The organism is Vibrio sp. L85, assembly GCF_963871815.1.
Classification (GTDB): Bacteria; Pseudomonadota; Gammaproteobacteria; order Enterobacterales; family Vibrionaceae; genus Vibrio; species Vibrio harveyi.
On the sequence record NZ_CAWMYL010000091.1, the window covers coordinates 35,371 to 55,663 of the forward strand.

General features: G+C 45.7%; 21 protein-coding genes. 10 read left to right on the plus strand and 11 right to left on the minus strand.

Translation table 11 applies throughout. The annotated features are described in order from the left end of the window. Positions 1 to 72: 72 nt before the first annotated feature. Together AACR11_RS09475 and AACR11_RS09480 are read left to right on the plus strand one after the other, a co-directional pair. Positions 73 to 2,418 carry an ATP-binding protein gene (locus AACR11_RS09475; protein WP_029788472.1) on the plus strand — a complete coding sequence of 782 codons (2,346 nt, stop codon included), beginning with the start codon at positions 73 to 75 and terminating at the stop codon, positions 2,416 to 2,418. A gap of 2 nt (positions 2,419 to 2,420) precedes the next feature. Next, positions 2,421 to 3,299, plus strand: coding sequence for a mechanosensitive ion channel family protein (locus AACR11_RS09480; protein WP_005427576.1), 879 nt, complete (start codon positions 2,421 to 2,423; stop codon positions 3,297 to 3,299). A gap of 100 nt (positions 3,300 to 3,399) precedes the next feature. Here the strand turns inward: AACR11_RS09480 and AACR11_RS09485 are convergent, their stop codons facing one another. Next, positions 3,400 to 5,442, minus strand: coding sequence for a sensor histidine kinase (locus AACR11_RS09485; RefSeq protein ID WP_079324688.1), 2,043 nt, complete (start codon positions 5,440 to 5,442; stop codon positions 3,400 to 3,402). After that, the gene (locus tag AACR11_RS09490; RefSeq protein ID WP_005445819.1) at positions 5,432 to 6,883 is read right to left on the minus strand and encodes a sigma-54-dependent transcriptional regulator; all 1,452 of its coding nucleotides are present in this window, start codon (positions 6,881 to 6,883) and stop codon (positions 5,432 to 5,434) included. The genes AACR11_RS09485 and AACR11_RS09490 overlap by 11 nt, the downstream gene beginning before the upstream one ends. 343 nt (positions 6,884 to 7,226) lie before the next feature. On the opposite strand from AACR11_RS09490, the gene AACR11_RS09495 reads away from it, so the two are divergent. From AACR11_RS09495 to AACR11_RS09520, 6 genes are all read left to right on the plus strand, one after another. Further along, positions 7,227 to 8,045 carry a substrate-binding domain-containing protein gene (locus AACR11_RS09495; protein WP_005445821.1) on the plus strand — a complete coding sequence of 273 codons (819 nt, stop codon included), beginning with the start codon at positions 7,227 to 7,229 and terminating at the stop codon, positions 8,043 to 8,045. A gap of 6 nt (positions 8,046 to 8,051) precedes the next feature. Then, on the plus strand, positions 8,052 to 8,750 hold the full coding sequence (locus AACR11_RS09500; RefSeq protein ID WP_005445822.1) for an ABC transporter permease: 699 nt from the start codon (positions 8,052 to 8,054) through the stop codon (positions 8,748 to 8,750). A 43-nt stretch (positions 8,751 to 8,793) separates the two neighbouring features. Further along, positions 8,794 to 9,513: an energy-coupling factor ABC transporter ATP-binding protein gene (locus AACR11_RS09505; RefSeq protein ID WP_005445824.1), complete on the plus strand. Its 720-nt coding sequence runs from the start codon at positions 8,794 to 8,796 to the stop codon at positions 9,511 to 9,513. Next, positions 9,491 to 10,078: a molybdenum cofactor guanylyltransferase MobA gene (mobA, locus tag AACR11_RS09510; protein WP_029788473.1), complete on the plus strand. Its 588-nt coding sequence runs from the start codon at positions 9,491 to 9,493 to the stop codon at positions 10,076 to 10,078. The genes AACR11_RS09505 and mobA overlap by 23 nt, the downstream gene beginning before the upstream one ends. After that, positions 10,075 to 11,853, plus strand: a complete 1,779-nt coding sequence (locus AACR11_RS09515) for a bifunctional molybdopterin-guanine dinucleotide biosynthesis adaptor protein MobB/molybdopterin molybdotransferase MoeA (protein WP_029788474.1) — start codon at positions 10,075 to 10,077, stop codon at positions 11,851 to 11,853. The genes mobA and AACR11_RS09515 overlap by 4 nt, the downstream gene beginning before the upstream one ends. Before the next feature lie 73 nt (positions 11,854 to 11,926). Further along, the gene (locus AACR11_RS09520) at positions 11,927 to 12,193 is read left to right on the plus strand and encodes a DUF2960 domain-containing protein (RefSeq protein ID WP_005377584.1); all 267 of its coding nucleotides are present in this window, start codon (positions 11,927 to 11,929) and stop codon (positions 12,191 to 12,193) included. 166 nt (positions 12,194 to 12,359) lie between these two features. Here the strand turns inward: AACR11_RS09520 and nagK are convergent, their stop codons facing one another. Next, on the minus strand, positions 12,360 to 13,268 hold the full coding sequence (gene nagK, locus AACR11_RS09525) for an N-acetylglucosamine kinase (protein WP_005445828.1): 909 nt from the start codon (positions 13,266 to 13,268) through the stop codon (positions 12,360 to 12,362). 172 nt (positions 13,269 to 13,440) lie between these two features. Beyond that, the gene (locus AACR11_RS09530; protein ID WP_029788475.1) at positions 13,441 to 14,190 is read right to left on the minus strand and encodes a tRNA-uridine aminocarboxypropyltransferase; all 750 of its coding nucleotides are present in this window, start codon (positions 14,188 to 14,190) and stop codon (positions 13,441 to 13,443) included. Positions 14,191 to 14,371: 181 nt separating this feature from the next. Between AACR11_RS09530 and AACR11_RS09535 the strand changes: the two genes are divergently transcribed. Then, a complete protein-coding gene (locus tag AACR11_RS09535) occupies positions 14,372 to 15,190 on the plus strand; it encodes a sterol desaturase family protein (protein ID WP_079324690.1) in 819 nt (272 codons plus the stop codon). Further along, entirely contained in the window at positions 15,187 to 15,411 is a 225-nt protein-coding gene (locus tag AACR11_RS09540; RefSeq protein ID WP_009697772.1) for a DUF7661 family protein, read from the plus strand. The genes AACR11_RS09535 and AACR11_RS09540 overlap by 4 nt, the downstream gene beginning before the upstream one ends. 6 nt (positions 15,412 to 15,417) lie before the next feature. On the opposite strand, the gene AACR11_RS09545 is transcribed toward AACR11_RS09540, so the two are convergent. The 7 genes from AACR11_RS09545 to AACR11_RS09575 all read right to left on the minus strand — a co-directional run bounded on the left by AACR11_RS09545 (position 15,418) and on the right by AACR11_RS09575 (position 20,164). Beyond that, positions 15,418 to 15,636: a hypothetical protein gene (locus AACR11_RS09545; protein ID WP_005445834.1), complete on the minus strand. Its 219-nt coding sequence runs from the start codon at positions 15,634 to 15,636 to the stop codon at positions 15,418 to 15,420. Positions 15,637 to 15,673: 37 nt separating this feature from the next. Beyond that, positions 15,674 to 16,054: a hypothetical protein gene (locus AACR11_RS09550; protein WP_005445835.1), complete on the minus strand. Its 381-nt coding sequence runs from the start codon at positions 16,052 to 16,054 to the stop codon at positions 15,674 to 15,676. 51 nt (positions 16,055 to 16,105) lie between these two features. Next, the gene (locus tag AACR11_RS09555) at positions 16,106 to 16,648 is read right to left on the minus strand and encodes a hypothetical protein (protein ID WP_009697770.1); all 543 of its coding nucleotides are present in this window, start codon (positions 16,646 to 16,648) and stop codon (positions 16,106 to 16,108) included. A gap of 2 nt (positions 16,649 to 16,650) precedes the next feature. Beyond that, positions 16,651 to 17,121, minus strand: a complete 471-nt coding sequence (locus AACR11_RS09560) for a hypothetical protein (RefSeq protein ID WP_017190148.1) — start codon at positions 17,119 to 17,121, stop codon at positions 16,651 to 16,653. After that, the gene (locus AACR11_RS09565; protein ID WP_029788477.1) at positions 17,118 to 17,534 is read right to left on the minus strand and encodes an NUDIX hydrolase; all 417 of its coding nucleotides are present in this window, start codon (positions 17,532 to 17,534) and stop codon (positions 17,118 to 17,120) included. Before AACR11_RS09565 ends, AACR11_RS09560 begins: the two co-directional genes overlap by 4 nt. After that, complete coding sequence (locus AACR11_RS09570) at positions 17,524 to 17,937, minus strand: NUDIX hydrolase (protein WP_029788478.1); 414 nt, start codon at positions 17,935 to 17,937, stop codon at positions 17,524 to 17,526. Before AACR11_RS09570 ends, AACR11_RS09565 begins: the two co-directional genes overlap by 11 nt. A 208-nt stretch (positions 17,938 to 18,145) precedes the next feature. After that, positions 18,146 to 20,164: a methyl-accepting chemotaxis protein gene (locus AACR11_RS09575; RefSeq protein ID WP_029788479.1), complete on the minus strand. Its 2,019-nt coding sequence runs from the start codon at positions 20,162 to 20,164 to the stop codon at positions 18,146 to 18,148. Positions 20,165 to 20,293 lie beyond the last annotated feature (129 nt).

Genomic DNA, 20,293 nt, shown 5'->3' on the forward strand with positions numbered 1-20,293 from the left:
ATTGGGTAAAACTCGCATATCGCGATAAAGCAACTACACTAACTCTAACCTTCTAAGTTTTAAGAGAATTTTATGCATTTCATGGCGCGCATTTTAATGCTAGTCGGTCTCGTGCTTTCTTTATCCGCTCACGCTGAGTGGGAGTACGAATTCCAACCTGAGCCTCAAGTCTTGCCTGTAGCGCAAGAGATCACTCAGGAGATCAATAAGCTGCCAGAGCCTTTGTTTATGTCTGACCAAGACAAACGTAAGGTCAACCAACTGCTCAATGCAGTAATGAATGAGCAGCGCAAACAGACCCTTATCTTTGATCAACACCTAAAGACATACCGCAATTCTGGTGAAGACAAAGAGTGGTTTGAGACACAATCCAGTTACCTTACGGTTAACAGCCTAGGACAAAGTAAAGAGCGTTTATTAGAGCTTACTGACCCCATCACGCACGATAAACTGACTGGTTTCGGTCCTTATGGTGTCACGCAGTTTAAGCAAGAGTGGCGTCAAACTCAGCTTAACGTCGAGTACTTGGTATTCTTCCAGATTCGTTCTTTCAAATCTCTGATTAAAGAAATTCTGATTTCACCGATTCCGGTTGTTTGGGCTGGCATCAAAGTGTTGTTTATCTATTTCGGTCTGGTCTGGTGGTTAACTAACAGCAAGCGCATCATTACTCTATTCCGCGAAACGCAGCTAGATAACATCACAAAGCCGCCTATCTGGGTTCGTTTGATTTGGTATATCAGCCGTGCACACAGAGCCATTGCTTGGTTGATTGCGATTACGCTCTCGCTTCGAGTGCTATCAGAAATCCCAAGTTTGCAGCACTTGATCATTCTAGAAATCTTCACATGGTGGGTTCTGGGTGGTTCTATCGCGATTAGCTTTATTCTCGAGTTTGCTTATCGCAACAGTCGCAGCACTAGCCAAGAAGTGATTGCCCTGCGCCTTTCGACCATTCGTCGTTACGTTTGGAGCGCTATTGTTGCTGGCGTAATTCTTCAAATCTCGATTCGTACGCTGGGTAAAGGCACCATCTACTCGTGGATCTACAGCGCGCTGTTCTTCTGGTTTGTATTGGTGACGCTGTCGGTATTGCGCCTATGGCGTAAAAAGGTATTTGAAGTCGCGGAGAAGCTCTCTGATCGTCCTGTGTGGGTAAACTGGTCTATTCGTCGTAAAGACACCTTGTTTCTAAGCATCATTGGTACGGCTATATGTGCCGTGTGGATTACGCTGCACAGCTTCAAACACCGTATTGTCGCAATGCTGTCTAACTACACCATGTTTAGCCAAGCGTTGGCATACTTGTTCCGCATCGAAGTTGCCAAACAAACAGGTAACAAGGGCGGTGATACCAACCTAGTAAGAATCAAAGGCGAGCAAACATTCGAGTATATTCTTCCTGGTAGCGAAGACAGTGAGTTGGTCGAGTATGCCTCAGACGAAATCAAGCAACTGTCTAAATACCTGCTGACAGATAGCCCTGCGGTATGTGTGATTTCTGGTGAACGTGGCGTTGGTACAACGACCTTCCTTCGTACGATCCTTAACAAAGTGAAGAACGCCAAACCGCTTTATCTAAACTGCCCATATGCAGGCTACAGTGAACTACTAAAAGAACTGGCTCTACAACTTGGGTTGGAAGAAGACGCCTCTGAGATTCAGGTTCTTGCGCATTTACGTAAAAGTGACACGCCTTACCTTATCGCGGTTGATAACGCCCAGCGCTTAGTTAAGCCAATGGTAGGCGGTTTAAGCGGTTTGATTAAACTGACTAATCTACTTCGTCGTTCTAAGAAAAATCACCGCGTTGTCATGGCGATTGAGAAAGCAAGTTGGCGTTTTGTCGACCGCGCTCGTGGCGAACGTCTGTTGTTTGACTGGGTGGCGTTTATGCCGCGCTGGAGTGAAAAACAACTGTCTGCGCTGTTTGATACGCGTATTAACCAAGAGATTGAGAACCCAGTAACGTTTGATGGTCTTGTCGTCCCTAAGCAATGGGACCAAGAAGACATCACGGAAGAAGAACGTGCTAAACAAGGTTTCTACCGTATTCTGTGGCATTACTCTGATGGTAACCCGACAGTGGGCTTGCGCTTTTTCCGCTTGTCTCTGCGTCAAGACAAAGAGACGCAACAAGTGGTGGTTCGATTGTTCCATGCACCAGAGTCTCAAGAACTAGAAAAAATGCCGAAGCCAATGCTGGCAGTGCTGCGCTCAATTGTTCAGCTTGAAGTGGCATCGCCGGAAGAGTTGTCTGAATGTACTCAACTGAGTATTGCGGAAGTTATCGGTACTCTGCGCTACTTCCAAAGCCGCGGCTTTATTGAGTGGAGCGAAGACAAAGCTCGCGTGTCGGATCATTGGTTCCGTCACATTACCAACGTTCTCGACCGTCAACATTTATTGGTGAAATAACGATGAAAAAACTACTCACCGTATTAGCGTTATCGCTATTAAGCACCTCTGCATTGGCGACTGAAGAGATCGCGAGTGTGGATAATATCTCGCAAATCGCTAGCCTAATTCGTTGGAGCGGCGTGTTCTTCTCCATCATTGTGATTGCCTCAACGTGGCTATTGCTTAAGTTCATGAACTCGATGGTAGAAAGCATCGGCAGCCAGTTCGTGCAATACCGCATGGTGCTGCAAAAGCTTCAATCTTTCTTGCAGTTCTTTATCTACTTAACCGCTGGCTCTGTCGTGTTTATGATGAGCTTCCGTATTAACGATCAAATCCTTGCTTTGATTGGTGGTACGTTAGCGGTTTCGGTTGGTTTCGCATTGAAAGACCTAGCCGCATCCTTCATCGCAGGTATGACGGTTATGGTGGATCGCCCGTTCCAAGTTGGTGACCGCGTCACGTTCGAAGGTAACTACGGCGATATTATTGCGATTGGTTTGCGCTCTGTGCGAATGCGTACCCTAACCGATGACATCATTACGATTCCAAACAACAAGTTCTTGAGTGAAGTTGTGGTCAGCGGTAACTATGGTGCGCTGGATATGCAGGTAGTGATTCCATTTTATGTGGGCATGAATGAAGACATTACGTTAGCGCGTGACTTGATTCAGGAAGCGGCGTCTTCAAGCCGTTATATTCACCTACCTAAGCCAGTAACGGTTCTTGTAAAGCAGACCATTACGGATAACTACTTGGCGATTCAGCTAACGTGTAAGGCTTATGTGGTGGATACCGCCTACGAGAAGCTGTTTGAAACCGACATTACTCTACGTGTGATGAAAGAGTTCAAGAAGCACGGTATCAATCCACCGAAGATTGCAGTGCATACGGGTTAATTCTGCGTATTCCTCTCGCGTTTAGAGAAGGACAGATACAAAAAGGGTCAGTGATTTACACTGACCCTTTTCTTTGCGCGTTACGAATTGGAATCGCCGGTTAAGCGATATTCGTTACCTCAAGCAGTAGCTCGGCTTTCTTTGGCAGGTAGATACTGAACGTACTGCCTTTGCCCCATTCCGATTCAGCTTTTAGCTCGCCGCCTGTTTGACTAAGAATACTTTGCGAAACAGAAAGCCCTAGCCCAGTACCGTCGCGTTTAGTGGTATAGAATGGCGAGAAGATACGACTCAAGTTTTCTGGCTTGATACCGCAACCTTCGTCAGTGACATGAATCGCGGCACCTTTCAGTTCGCCGTCTTCAATCCAATCTTCACTCACGACGGCTAGCTTGCCTTTGCCGTCCATCGCGTGAATGCCATTCATCTGCAAGTTCACCAGAATCTGCAGCAAGTGGTGGCGGTTGATCTCGACCGAGGTATGGGCTTGTAAATCGGTGACAAAATCGATGTCGCGCTTTTTAGTGCCGGTTTTAACCAGCGTAATACTCTCATCGATAATTGGATTCACGTGCTGCCACGTAATTTCGTCTTGTACACCGCCCTGACGGCTGTATTGCAGTAAGCTGCGCGTGATATTACGAATACGGTCAATTTGAGCGTGAATCGCATCAATCTCTTCCTGAACGCGGCTTGCCTCTTCACCTAGCTCAAATTGAATCAATTCAACGTTACCCAGAATCACTGCGGTTGGATTGTTAATCTCGTGGGCGATCCCAGCAGTCAACTCACCCAGTGCGGCAAGCTTTTCGTTGACGACGAGCTTGTCACGGGTTTGGTTGAGTAGTTGAATATGAAGTTCAAGCTCTTCAGTTTTGTCTTTCAAACTCGCCGTGCGTTGTTGAACTTTACCTTCCAGCTCCATGGCAGAGTTCTTCAGTTCGACTTTGCGATCTTCCAAAGCGTCAAGCATGTTATCGAACTGACGTGCTAACTGAGCCAGCTCATGGTGTTCATCCAACCCTAATGGACCAATGCGCTTTTCTTTACCCAACTGGACAAGCTTCACGACTTTGTAGATGCGCTCGATTGGACGGAATAGATCACGAGAACCGCGATACACCATCACGCCAGAAACTAAGAGCAGCATTAAGGTAATCAAGCTGATCTCAACGATATTGGTCATGTAAGCTTTTACGAATGGCCACATCAAGTAACCGGTGTAGAGCATACCAATGACATTGTCGTACTGGTCTTTGATTGGTTGATAAGCAGTGATGTACCAAGCATCGTAAACAAACGCGCGATCGACCCATTGCTCACCTTCCGCCAATACCTTGTTGTATACCTCTGAACTTACTCGCGTACCGATAGCGCGCCCCAAACGTTGGTCGCTATCTAAGGGAACGTTAGTACTAACACGAAGATCATCCAAGAATACCGTCAGAGTCCCCACGGGACGGAGGGTGTCGTTATCACTCAAATAGATAAGATCACGAATTTGATCGACCAATACCGTGCTGTTGTTAAGCAGCAAACCGCCATCTAAGAAGCCAATTAAGTCGTTCTGTTGGCTGTAAACTGGGATCACAGTTCGGCTCACCAAGCCACGCGCTTCCACTCCACCAGTCTTTAGAATCGGTACTTCAGCACGTTTGGCGAGTTCAGGGTCTAGCTTTTCCAGTTCCTTTCTGTCGAGAACATCGAAGAAAGATTCGCGCTTAGTTAAATCCATAAAGCGGAATTTGTTTTCCATCGAATTAACACGTTGGAAGGACAAAAAGTCCAAACCGTAACGTTTCTTCTGCGCCGTCACCCACTTTTGCAACTCTGCTTGTGGGACATTTTGGTTCACTCTGGTACGGAAGTCATAAGAGTCCGCGAACGATTTGACGTAGTTCGCCTGCTTTTGTTGCAGCAGCGTAATGCTGTTATTAGCGACACCCAAACGCTCCGATACGTCTAACAACGCGTTTTGCCACGTATAGTGAATCGACCAATAGATCGTAATGCCGATAAGGGCTATCAGCGTTAGAAAGATTGGCGCAGATGTCAAAATCAACAGTCGATAACGCACCATGGTTTTGAATCGGTACGTCCATTTAGACAATCCTTTGTGTTGCTGCCAACTACTACTCGGCATAATCCTCGTCCTCAGAATCCCACTCTTTGTATTTGCGCTCTAGCGTTTTTCGTGCCACTCCTAAATCTCGAGCCGCCGCCGACTTGTTGCCTTCGTGCAAATTAACCAACTGTTGGATATGCGCTTTTTCCACTTCTTTTAGTGTCCAAGTGTTTGGATAGCCTTCACCAGAGAACTCTTTGCCCTCTTTGAAGGTTGGCAATTCTTCACTGTGTGACACGGTAATGGAGACATTAGGTAAAGCATGACCGCCATTGAGTTCACGCCAGTGATGCGCAGGTGGTTTACCTAACAAAATACAACGCTCGATGAGGTTTTTAAGTTCACGAATGTTACCTGGCCATTCGTATTCGCTCATCGCTTCCATATCTTCATGCGCCCACTTCGGTGCTTGCATACCCAGCTCACTGGTCAGCATATTGCTGAAATATGGAACCAGTTCAAACAAGTCTGTTTTACGCTCACGTAGAGGGGCAACTTCAATCTTCAGCACGTTCAAACGGTAGTAAAGGTCGCTACGGAAGTTACCTTTGTTGACCTCTTCTTGCAGGTTGCGGTTGGTCGCCGCGACAATACGAACATCAATGCTGATTTCACGCTCAGAACCAACCGGGCGAATGGTGCGCTGCTCTAACACGCGTAGCAGTGACGCTTGCATGGACAAAGGCATCTCACCGATTTCATCAAGGAATAATGTGCCGCCATTGGCTACGCGGAAAAGACCCTCGCGAGATTTCTTAGCGCCAGTAAAAGCCCCCGAGGTATGCCCGAATAACTCACTCTCTAAAAGCTCTGGTGCAATCGCGCCACAGTTAAGTGGGACGAATGGACCTGTTCGACCGCTTGCTTGGTGAATGCCTCTCGCTACCAACTCTTTACCGGTGCCCGACTCACCTTCCACTAGGACAGATGCGCGAGACGGCGCAAATTGAGTGATCAGTTGTTTGAGCTGGCGAGTTTTTTCCGAACCGCCAATAATCTCTGAGGTGTTGTGACGCTGATAGTCACGCTTCATCGCGTATTGCATGCGTTCGTTCAAACGACGATCCATACAACGACTGACCGCTTTCAGCATCTGTTCTAGGTTAAACGGCTTGAGGATAAAGTCCGATGCACCAAGCTGTAGGGCTCGAATCGCAATTTCCAAATCCGCGTAGCCTGTCATAAAGATGACATCCGCGCGTTTGTCGTCATCTTCAAACGCCTCTTCCCATTCAATCCCTGAACGCCCCGGTAAGTTGATATCTAACAGAATCAAATCGTAGTGGCGTGAGTTACGTAGCTCTTCCGCTTCTTCAATGCTGCCCGCTGTATCGACTTGAGAAAACAGCTTGCCCAGAGCCTTTTTAAGGATGGCTTGCATACCGAGTTCGTCATCAACGACCAGTACTGAAAAAGCGTTGTATTGTTGGTTTGTACTAATATGGGATTGAGTAGACATATTTACCCCAGTTGGATTTGAATGGGACAGAGTGTACCAAGTTTAAACAGAGATACCCTACAAAAAGTGCGACATTTTGTACCAACGCAAATTTTTATGCAAATAAGTCCATGAATTAGCGCATAAATCAAACATTTTGAGCTTGTAAAATGTTGGCATCTTGTTTGCTATATGGAGTGTCCAAGTGGTCTCAGGATGCGGGAGAGATCAACGCGTAATCATCGCTTCTCGCTCCCTCACCCTAAGGTGACTTGTGATATGAGCGCGCTATGACGCTCTGGCGACTTCTTTAGTAACCCAAGACTTTAGAAGCCAAAGAATCATTGGAAAGGAAACAACTAAAATGAAAAAAATTGCGCTGACTCTAGCTGCAACGTCAATCACTCTTGTAAGCTACTCTGCTTTTTCAGCTCAAGATGGAGAACACATTCGCCTGGCAACAACAACAAGTACTTACCACTCTGGCTTACTGGACTACCTACTTCCTCAATTTGAAAAAGACACTGGCTACAAAGTGGATATCATCGCGGCGGGCACTGGTAAAGCGCTGAAGATGGGTGAAAACGGCGACGTTGATTTGGTAATGACACACGCTCCTAAAGCAGAAGGTGTGTTTGTTGAGAATGGCTACGGCGTCCTTCCACGTAAACTGATGTACAACGACTTCGTTATCGTTGGTCCTAAGTCTGACCCAGCACAAGTGAAAGATGATGCATCCGTACTCGACGTATTCAAAGAGATCGCAAACAAAGATGCAACTTTCATCTCTCGTGGCGATGATTCCGGTACACACAAAAAAGAATTGGGCATTTGGGCGCAAACTAAGATGGAACCAAACTTTGGTGGCTACCGCAGCGTAGGCCAAGGTATGGGTCCTACTCTGAATATGGCTTCAGAGATGCAAGGCTACACCATGACTGACCGTGGTACATGGTTGGCTTACCAAAACAAATTGGATCTTGCGATTCTATTCCAAGGCGACGAAAAACTGTTTAACCCATACCAAGTGATTTTGGTTAACCCAGAGCGTTATCCAACCATCAACTACCAAGGTGCGAAGGCATTCAGTGACTGGTTAGTAAATCCGCACGGTCAAGAGCTGATCAACAGCTTCCGTCTGAATGGTAAACAATTGTTCGTTGCGAATGCTGAGACCAAATAACGCAATATGAATCTTGCTGATACAACACTAGAAGCCTTGCGCTTACTGGTGAATTTTGATGCAGACCTATGGGAGATCGTTGCGGTCTCCTTTAGTGTTTCTATTACGGCAATATCTTTGGTGGTATTGCCGTCTATTTTGATGTCCTTTGTCCTCGCCTACACCGACTTTCGTGGTAAGTGGTTCTTGCTGTCCATTGTGAACACCTTACAGGCGGTGCCAACGGTCGTAATCGGTTTGCTGCTCTACATGCTGCTATCGAGAGCGGGACCTTTAGGTGATTGGCAAATGCTGTTTACGCAAAAAGCCATGATCTTAGGACAAATGATCGTCTGTTTTCCGGTTCTGGTTTCTATGATGCACGGTGCGCTCCAATCGAGTGACCGTCGCGCGGTTGAAACGGCGATTACGTTAGGAGCGTCAATACCTCGTATCGCTGCTACTATGATCTGGGAGACACGTTTTCCTTTATTGGCGGCTATCATTGCGGGATTCTCACGAATCGTCACAGAGGTAGGTTGTTCAATGATGGTTGGTGGCAACATTATGGGCGTAACCCGTAATATTCCGACTGCCATTGCAATGGAAAGTAGTAAAGGTGCTTTTGCGCAAGGAGTTGCATTAGGAATTGTATTACTATCGTTAGCGTTAGCGCTCAACTTCCTCTTATCGAGCATGAGAGGCAAAGGCTATCTAAGAACATGAAGCAAGCAATCGACTCGCCATCGACCCAATGTAAGGGTGAATTATGACTATAAAAATTACCGCCGAGCAATTGTCCATGCGCTTTAAAGAGCGTGTGCTTTTCCACATCCCTGAATTAGCCATTGGTCCAAACGACGCGATTTACCTAAAAGGTGACAATGGCGTTGGTAAAACCACCTTACTTAAGATCCTTGCGGGTTTGCTCAAGCCTTCAACGGGTAAAGTGGTGGCACCGAAAGATACTTGGTTGAAGAAGTGGACGCGTCGCAATGGTCGTGTTGACGTGATTTATCTCCATCAGTCTCCTTACCTTTTTGACGGCACTGTGTACGAAAACGTCGTTTATGGAGTTAAATATCAACAAGACACGGCAAAAGATAAGCGAGCTCAAGTTATTAGTGCGCTGCGCATGGTAGGGTTAGAAACCTTAGCCGACGAACACATCTCTGTATTGTCCGGCGGTGAAAAGCAACGCGTAGCAATGGCACGAGCTTGGATTTTAAAACCATCGATTTTGTTGATGGACGAACCAAGTGCCTCTCTCGACCAAGAGTCGATTGAACGTCTGGTTATCATGGCAAAAGATCTGCTTGATCGTGGCTCTAGTATTGTTGTGACTAGCCACCAAGCGAACGCGTTGACGGATTTATGTAAAAAACAGTGGTGGATTAAAGACAAGACTTTGATAGAGTCTCCACTCTTGTATGTCATACCAAAAGAAACATCCCAAGAGAACGCATATGCTTCAGCCAACACAAACTAGTTGGGTCATTTTGGCTGGTGGTCAAGCCAGCCGTATGGGTGGAAAAGACAAAGGTCTGATCGAACTGAATCAGAAGCCACTCATCGAACACGTTATCGAACGTTTATCTCCGCAAACACCACGCATTCTAATCAATGCGAACCGAAACCAAGACGCCTACCGTGCGTTTGGTTTCGTCTTCAGTGATCAATTTAAAGATTTCCCAGGTCCGATGGGCGGCATCCACGCGGGCTTGGTTCATGCAGAAACCGATTGGGTTGGCTTCGTCCCTTGCGACAGCCCACAAATCAACACTGATCTTGTTGAGCGTTTTTGCAATGCAGTAGAAGAAGACACCGATATTTTGGTTGCTCATGATGGCGACCACCAGCAGCCTGTCTTCACGCTTTATCACAAGCGCATACTGCCAAAGCTGACCGCGTTTTTAGAACGTGGCGATCGTAAGATCATCCTACTCTACAAAGAGTGCAACACCAGTTACGTTGACTTTAGCGACTCACCAAACTGTTTCGTCAACTTAAATACGCCTGAAGAACTGGCGCAATTTGGACAACTTGAATCATGAAACACACGCTAAACATCCCTATTCTTGGTTTTGCTGCCTACTCAGGCACGGGCAAAACTACGCTACTTGAAGCATTGCTACCAAAGTTGACCGAAGCAGGTTTACGCATCGGTATGCTAAAGCACGCACACCATAACTTCGATGTCGACCAACCGGGCAAAGACAGCCATCGCCTACGTAAAGCGGGCGCATCGCAAATGCTGATCTCTTCTCGTAACCGCTTCGCACTGATGACAGAAACACCAGAATCAGAATCGGAGTTTGATTACCTACTGACACGTTTCGATGAAGAGAAGCTAGATGTGGTTTTGGTGGAAGGCTGCAAAAACATTGCCTTTCCTAAGATCGAATTGCACCGAGAAGAAGTCGGCAAGCCTTGGCTTCATCCAAACGATGAAAACATCATCGCGATTGCTTCAGACAGCGGCGAACTGGATTCTGAACTGCCACAAATGAACATCAACGATCTTGAGGCGATTGCCCAGTTCGTTATTCAGTATGTTCAAGAAGCGAAAGCACCAAAGAGTAAAGAGAAAGAAGCCGCTTGCTGCGATACCCTTTCTCCAGCTTTCCTTTCTGTGGTTCAAGGACAAGAAAAGATCCTTTCTTTGGTGAACACAGTTGCTGAAACCGAAGCGTGCAAGATTGAAAATGCATACGGTCGTGTGCTAGGAGACCACGTGGTGTCACCAGTTAACGTGCCGCAATACACCAACTCAGCGATGGATGGTTACGCTATTCGCGGTGATGACATCGAGCGCGACAGCTACCAAGTGGTTGCTGAAGTGATGGCGGGTCATGCTTACGATCAGCCTTTAGAAGTTGGTCAAGCGGTTAAGATCATGACGGGCGCCCCAACACCTATCAATGGTGATACCGTTGTTATGCGTGAACAGGCAACACAGGATAGCGATAAAGTCACGTTCAATGGTGCAAGCATCAAAACCGGTCAAAACGTTCGCCAAGCGGGTGAAGACTTAGCAATTGGTAGTGATGTGTTTACCGCAGGCACTCGCCTAGCCTCCCCTGAGATGGGCATGATTGCTTCTCTTGGCTTTGGTGAAGCGAATGTGTTCCGCAAGTTGAAAGTTGCTGTGTTCTCTACCGGTGACGAAGTGCAAGCGCCAGGTACAGATCAGAAAGCGAATTCAATCTACGATTCAAACCGTTTCACTATCATGGGCATGTTAGAGAAACTTGACTGTGAAATTTTGGATTTCGGTATTCTAGAAGATAATGAGCAATTAATGATTGAAGCGCTCGAAAATGCTTCTGCGCAAGCCGACGTAGTGATGACTTCTGGCGGCGTATCCGTTGGCGATGCAGATTACATTAAGCTGGCATTGGACAAACTGGGGCAAATTGATTTCTGGCGTATCAACATGCGTCCTGGTCGTCCGCTTGCGTTCGGTCAAATCAACGATAAACCTTTCTTTGGTTTGCCGGGTAACCCTGTTGCCGTGATGGTTTCATTCATCAACTTTGTTGAGCCTGCGCTGCGTAAGATGCAAGGTGAACAAGGCTGGAAGCCACTCAAAGTCAGTGCCATTGCCACAGAAAACCTCCGTTCTCGCCAAGGTCGTACCGAGTTTAGTCGCGGTATCTACGAACTCGACGAAACAGGTCGTCTAACGGTCCGCACAACGGGTAAACAAGGCTCTGGTATCTTGCGCTCAATGAGCGAGGCAAACTGCCTGATCGAAATCTCCCCTGCTGTTGATACAGTAAAAACGGGAGAAAACGTGACAATTATCCCTCTTCAAGGCAGAATCTAGGCCAATTCAGAATTCAAAGGTCAGCATGTCTGGCCTTTTTATTGATTACAGAAAAATTTTCAGAGAGACAGCTATGGCTCGCACCATTCTTTACACTTACAAAGACCAAGACAAAGAACTGACGTTCTCGTACCAGCAACACCGCAACATTCAAGAAGCGGTTGCAGAAGCAGAAGGTATCGACATCACTGAGTTCCTAAAGATGGAGCAACAAATCGAAGCAGTATCTGATACTAAAGCGGTGCGCAACTACCGTGATAACTACTTCAGAAAATTAGGCTTTAGCAAAATCACCCTAGCTCAAAAAGAAAACTTGGGTGTAGGTAAAAAGAACAAATAAGCCAAGCGACACAGACCAAAACAAAAACTCGCGATTCGTCGCGAGTTTTTTTATACCTATTCTTTTTGTTCGTACTCTATAAGTAAAAAGCCCCGTTTCACCTTAAAGGAAAACGAGGCTTTCAATATAGGTCTTATGTATTTTCGCTTACCGAAAACTCAGACGATTATTTGATGTTTAGGAACGCAGCACCACGTACGCCACCTGAATCACCATGTTTTGCTTTGATGATCTTTGGACATTTCGCGACAGAAAGCAGGTACTTAGGAATACGCTTTGGCATCTCTTCGTAAATCAGTTCGAAGTTAGATAGACCGCCGCCTAGTACAACAACGTGTGGGTCAGTCGCAGTAAACAGGTTCGCAAAGCAGATTGCGAGAAGCTCCATAAAGCGCTCAACGTGCTCAACCGCTTTTGCTTCACCTTCTGCGTGTGACTTAATGATATCGATCGCTTTCTTCTCTTCGCCATAGTAATGCGCGTAAAGAAGCTCGAAACCACGACCAGACAGGTAGCTGTCTAGACAACCTTTCTTTTCGCAACCACAACCTAGTAAAGGCGCGTTTTCGCCTAGGTGGAACCAAGCGTCGATAGGAAGACGTGTATGACCTACCTCACCCGCAACGTGGTTACGGCCAGAGAACACTTTACCTTCGTAGATAAAGCCGCCGCCAAAACCCGTACCAAGGATCAAACCTAGTACAGATGGTTCGTCTTGAAGGTCTTCATCCCATGCTTCAGAAAGCGCGAAACAGTTTGCATCGTTTTCGATTTTTACGCTGCGACCGATTTTAGCTTCCAGATCCGCACGAAGTGGTTTGCCTTTTGCGGCAGGTACGTTAACCGTTAGTACAGTTGCGTCATCCGCATCTTCCATGCCAGGAAGACCAAGACCAATCGTACCTTCACAACCAAATTCCGCATCGTATTTGTTAACCAGACCTGCGATGGTTTCTACCAGCAAATCGTAGTTGTCTGTTGGTGTTGGTACACGTTCAGTTGCTACACGCTCAAGTTTTTCGTTAAACGCACCAAACTCGATTTTAGTGCCACCGACATCAAAGCCGTAATACATGCAATTCTCTCCTAAAATGCTCAAACGACTCCCAAAATATGCTGGAGTCAAAAAGATAAACTTTAGGCATTATCCATATCTGTACGCCTGCAAACCGTGACGGAATGCAGATTTATCCCCTCGTTGAAGCCAGTTGAACAACAAGCCATCAACAAAAGTTCATTCCTTAGAGTTAGCTCTCGATTTTAGCCCACTCTTTGAAACGTTTCAGATGCGGGCGAGACCAGTCGGTTTTTACTCGAGTTTTCGTCAGCATGTAGGTTTCACGGAAGGCTTCAAACCACAATTGCAGACACTCCGAAGCTTGCTCTTCACCTGCCTGTTTGAATACTAACGTCGCCACTTCTGCCGTTGATAAGTGTTGCTCGTTATCCGAGCGACGCATAATGTATTCAGACAGTGATTCCGGCTCAATAGAAAGCACAGGCAAAGATTTAAGAAACTCTGAACGGCGGAAGATCTTACGTGCCTCACGCCAACTACCATCAATGAAGATCATTAGCCACTTTTTATCCGAGCCATCGGATGTCTTCAAAGGCTCTGGGCTTAAGCCGTCCAACAAACGTTCAGGCTCATCCACGTAATCTGCTGGGAAGACAACCACAGGTTGATAAGCATCGTTCTCTAGCAATGCCAACATCTCTTCAGAAGGTTCGGTACGATTCCATTGATACACGTAGGTCTCTTGAATCGTATCAGCAATAAGACGCCCAGTATTACTTGGCTTAAACACTTCGTTTTCCGATACGATCAGCATACAGGCAATATTGGATTCAATGTTCGGCTGAATCTCGCACAAACAATATTGTTCAGAAACCTGACAATAAGGACAGCGAACCACTTTACAACCGCGAGCGTTAAACGGCTTCGTTGAGATAGATTGACGGTGCTGGTATAAACGATGGAAAGCGTGGATTCTCATGGATAGAAAGTGCCAGTTGTTAGGGTCTTCATAAAAGTAGAGCGCGATTCTACTTGCATAGAGGGTTAGTCTCAAGAAATGTTGATAAACGGACGGACATTCACATTCCTTTCTTCTCGTTGAAAGATACGGTGGAGTGTTAAGGTCTTAACAAATAAGCGAATCAAACAAGGAAATTAGTGTGCCCGAAACTGCATTTAACGACCCTTCTTGGCTACGACTCAGCATCTTCATTGGTGTTTTGTTGCTGTGCACCTTGTGGGAAAACAAGCGACCGAGAAAGCACCTGACTGTCGACCGTTCATTTCGCTGGTTTAACAACCTCACATTGGTCGCACTAAATAGTGTCGTTATTGCCATAGTTATGCCGATTGCAGCCTTTCAAGCGGCCATCATCGCTTATGAAAACCATTGGGGCCTACTCAATGCTCTTGCCTTCCCGACTTGGTTAAATGTGCTGATAAGCATTGTGCTACTCGATCTCATCATCTACCTACAGCATTTAGTCTTCCATCGAGTTAAACCGCTATGGAAGCTTCACCGCATGCATCATGCTGACTTGGATATCGATGTCACAACCGGGACACGATTCCACCCGATAGAAATCATTCTCTCTATGGTGGTAAAAATCGCCGCTGTGTTTACTTTAGGCGTCTCTCCTATTGGCATCGTTGTGTTTGAAATCGTATTGAATGCCAGCGCCATGTTTAACCATAGCAATGCAAAGCTGCCACTGCCTTGGGACGCGACGTTACGTAAGTTGGTTGTGACACCAGACATGCATCGCGTTCACCACTCCGTCATCGTGCGCGAGACACATTCAAACTTTGGCTTCTTCTTGTCTATCTGGGATCGCTTGTTTGGCACATATCGAGCTCAACCGGAGTTAGGACATGATGATGTTGTGATTGGTGTTCCAGAGATTCGCGACAAAGACGAGCAAAGATTAGATAAACTGATTACCCAGCCATTTCGTTACAAAGAAAAGTCTTCCTCATGAGCCGCTCAATGAAAGTGAATGTGTTTGGAAAAGTCGTGCTTGCGGAATGCAAAGATGGGATTTGGACGCTTTATATCGATTCAGAAACATCGATAAAGCGCCCAGTCAGAGATTTGGTAGTGCCGCCATTTCTAGAAGAAGATGAGTTGCTGACCTACCTCGATGATATGTATCACGAACATGCAACCGCTACTCACCCCAGTGTATTTAGGATTGAATAGAAATCTTTAGGCTTTAATCAAATTACGTTTCTTGTTTGATTGAGTGACGCCGACAAACAAGCCGATAATACCCAGAATAATCGATGAGATGGCGAGTACACTCACGTCTTGTTGTTTATTTATTGCTGCGTATACAAATGCAATACCAAAAAAGATGGCACCAAAGCTAAAGCCTGATAGCGCAGCAAAAATACCGAAGCTCGCCAGCTCCTTAAAGTTATCCATAACACTTCCCTGTTGAAAAATAAGTAATGTCAAAAAGTTAACGGAATATCTGACGAGAGTGACGATTCTTTTGCGAATTCCACAACCAAATTGATACCCCAATAGAAAATCCTAATAGCAACGTTTGCCATTGCAGTTGTCCACTGCTCTCGAAGATACCCAATCCATAGTGTGCATACGAGTTAAAGCCTACGCTGCTTAACATAATCAATAAAACTAAAACCAGCCCGGTCCGTCGATGCTTGATCAACAAATACACGGCAAGCAAATCTAGGAGACCCAAAGCACTCCAATACATGTTTAACCAGCCTGGGGCAAAATCGTAAGGCAAAAAGCCATCGACAATATTGTCGTAAAGGTGAATAACGCCACCTACTGTCAGGCAAAGGCATAGGAGAAACACTACGAATTTATCCATTATCGTTTCCTTTCCTTATCTGAATGAATGCGCAAAGCATATAGAAGTCAGCTAAACAATTGTAATTTCATGACCATTTTTGAGACCGACAGAGCCTTTAAACAGTACGTGAGGGGTACGAAAGAATAACAATGGCACTTCTTCCTTATGAATTCGCTCCTGATAAAAGCATAGCGTTTTGCTCGGAAGTTCGCTGAGTTGTAAAAGTTCGGTCTCTTTGTAAGGCATAAAATCCTCTTTTGATTCTTTCCAATCACCAAATTCTTGATTGGGCGACCAGAAAATCACGGTATTGGTTTTATCAAAGCCAAGCTCCCTCACATCAAACCGAAACCAACGACCTAGCGTTGTCGTCTCAAGGCCGCTCTTTCTCAATCCCTCTAGTACCTTGCCCGGATGAATCGGTGTAAAGTGAAGCACGTCATTCCAATAACAATCCAACCCATGAACACGACGCTTTAGAGCTTGCGGACGATACTCGTATTTCTTGACATGTTGTTGATACAAGTTCGGGTGTGACGCTTTCAAGCAGTTAAGAGGTTTCAATCGGTCTCCCGTCAAGTTGCTTGGTACGCGATGGTAAACGTAGGTCAAAGTTATCCCTCTTGTGGTGCTTTTAAGTCAATGAACAAAAACTTCATCGAAGGCGGAAAGATAAAGGCATCCTCACATCGATAACCTCTTAGCCACACACCATCATCCCGCTTGCGCAGATATAAACCTCTGGGATAGGTCTCTTCCTGAGCAAGAGGCAAAGAAGCGAGCATTATGTATTCATCTTTTGTGAGCGAAATACCTTGAAGTAACAAGTATGATGCGACGGCAAGCGGACAAGGCTCTAGCCCTTTCAGAGCTGCATGAGCAACAAGCTCAGCCAGCGTTGCTCCAAAAGGAGCCCTTAATTCCGAAGGCGTTGTTACCAATACAGACAATGTCTGGCCACGTTGTTTGGTTTGTATCATTTGGTCTTCAAACAGCTGTAAGGCAAACTGATTGAATTGAATACGTTGTTCTTTGAGTTCTTGAAACAACTCACCATTCGTGTGATTACCGATTCCAACTTTCACTTCATTGCCTCAAGACGAATAAACTCACGAACTTGCTCTAAAGCATGTTGAAAAACAGGGTGCGCACGAAAAGAAATGTCTTCTGTCACCTTATGCCAAAAGAATTCAAAATCATGCCCACCATCATCTTGAGTGTGGAAGACCCACTGTTCCGGCAACGCTTCACATTCACACAAAACGAAATGCCAAATCTGCTCTTGAAACCCACTCTCCCAAGCCCCTAAGTAGGTTGTTTGATTGACCAGTTCAATCCCCGACTCTTCTGCCAATTCTCTTTTTGCCGCACTTAAGAAGTCGTAATCGAAGGGTTCAACAGTGCCTTTCACCAACTGAACGCCTGCAAGAGGATGTTTGAAAAGAAGAATCTCGTTATTTTGGTCTCTTAATACCACTGGACATACTTTATCGACCAAAGAGTACCTCCTCGCTCTGAAGGCATATTTGTTTCGCTTCTACTGGAAAGAGAGGAAGCACGGCTAGCTCAGTAAAACTCACCCATCTCAGAATATATTGATTGGAAACCGATTGCCTTTGTTGCTCGGGACCATTACCTAGCGTTGGGGTAGCTGAGCCGATATGTGATAAGAAGTAATGCTCCTGTCGACCTTGATTTTGATTCTGAAACACAAATTTGAGCGATGTCAGTTCTATAGAGGTCTCTTCTAGAGCTTCGCGTTTCGCCGCTTCAGAAAGACTTTCTCCATCCTCTACACTACCGCCTGGAAACACCCAATAGTGTCTATCGCCCCTCACTCGTTCAATCAATAAAACCTCTCGGTGATCGTTTATTAATATCAAACTTGCTCGCTCTGGCATTTATCGCACTCCCTATATTTAACGGAATATTCTAACAACCCTGAGTTGACAACAAAGCATTAACAAATGCTAATGGCACATTACTCCCGTATCGTTAATCAATTTGCGATTTAGGTCACTCACTCTTGGAGTCGAAAATTAAAAAGGCAGAGCGATTGCCCTGCCTTTGGTCGTATAGGAAGTTCGGTTGCTCTTACCTAATGTTGGATCAACTCACTTTAAGCAGTTCGTATTTATGCAGCATCGTTTGTTGATGCCCTGCGATGTCTGCGACTTGTTCCGAGCTCTCAACCATGGCTTCCAACTGAAGTTTGGTATGTTCACCTTGCTCAGAAAGGTGTGAGATAGCTTGAGAAACTTCAGCGGTAGCGCGTTCTTGCTCTTCTGTCGCAACAGAAATTTGGTCGACACGTTGCTGGATAAGCTGAACCGCTTCATTAATTTCAGTAAAGGTAGATTTCACTTGATGACTTGACTGTAACGCAGAAGACATTTCCTCACGTGAATCATTCACAGCCTTCCGAGAACGATCCGCTGCGATAACTAACTCATTCATCATTTCACGAATATTGGTGGTTTGCTGCGAGGTATCACTGGCGAGCTTACGAACCTCATCTGCAACGACCGCAAAGCCTCTTCCTTGCTCTCCTGCACGCGCTGCTTCAATCGCTGCGTTCAACGCAAGTAAGTTAGTGTTGTCAGCAATGCCACTGATCATGTCAACCATTTCACGAATTTGTTTTACGCGCAGATCGAGCTCCATCATAGATTGTTCGTTTGTGTTGAGAGAGCTCTCTAGTGATTCCAAACGCAGGCGATTTTGTTCCACAACACTCACACCTCTCACTGTATGCTCCGTCGCTAAATACGAATCTTCAGACGAAGCATTAGTGACCGATGCAATCTCCCGAATCGACGCTTCTAACTGAGTGATCGTCGTCACCATGCTCATTAACGCTTCATTTTGCGTGGTTAAGCTTTGATTTGTTTGCTCAGCAGCACCGTGGCTGATTTCTGCAGTTTGGTACAAGATATCGCAATTACGAGTCACAGTAGAAATAGAGTCGAGTGTTGAGTCGATGACAAGATTGAGCTTGCGTGCGACTTCTTTGAGTTCAAACGGACCTATCTCTTGAGCTTTGTCACGAAAGTCATGCTCTGTTAATGCCGACAAACGATTCAGAATATTTCTAAGACCTCGATTAATCCACGTTCTTAGACCAAACCACGTTGCGAGGATGACCAGAGAGATAACACCAGCGGCAGTAACCACCATAAAAATAACGTTTTTAATTGTTTTCTGGACCACGGTTTCACGTTCTTTGATCAAAGCGGAGGCCACATCAGACACTTGATCGAGTAAATACATGGTTTCATTTGAAAGCTGAGAGGCACGTTGAAACTCAGCTTTTTGCTGCTCACTCCTTTCCAACTTTGCCAATATTAAACGGAGTACACCATCGTCCTTGAAGCCCGCCTGTACCATTTCATAAGGCGCAATGAGGCTAGCAAACTCGTTAACTTCTGGATGCCATTCTTTGAAATCATCAAAAGCGAGATTGATGCCAGCGATGCGATTGCGCATCTCCTTGTATTCTCGCTCCGCTTTTCCTAGCTCAGTTTGCATCATCATGACCAAGAAAGTGCTTTCCATTGAACTTGCAGAGGCGATAAAACGATTTGCTGCATCACTCGATTCAGGATTTTCGTTACTAAGAAATGAACTGATGCGGTTCATCTCAGGTCCAATCGAACTAAGACCGTAACGAAACCCGCCAACAGCCGAGTTAATGTCACTTTGCATCTGAATCACCGCAGACTGTTTGGATAAAATGGAGTTCGTGATTTGATGGAGTTCCGCGACATTTCCTTGGAGCATACTGGAGAGATGATCAGCAACGCCGGACGTTTGCTCGATTAGGTCGTCGCTTTGACTTGCCAGTTCTTCGATTTGAGATGTAATCAAAGGAAGTTCATTAGGATCGGTTATTTGCATTCCATAATTAAGCAGTTTCACCTGTTCCAAAACGTTCCTTGTGAGTGTCGCGTTTGCCATTGCCATTGGTAACGCTTTTTGAGACAAGGCATTAAATTGGTCACCCACCTGCTCCACTCCTTTGAAACTTGAGACAGAAAGGGCTATAACAAGTGCGATGATAGTTAGAAATGTTGCACTGATAGTTTGAATCAGTGAAAAAGAAAGGCGTAAACGTTTGCGCTTTGTCATAATCAATGGATGTTCTTTCCTGAGTTTGAATCAACGTGTCCGCTTTTTCGTCACATAAGTGAGACAAAAACGTGATTTTCAGCCCATACTAGGTGTTGATTATGACGCTAATATTTCAGTTTTAAGTCA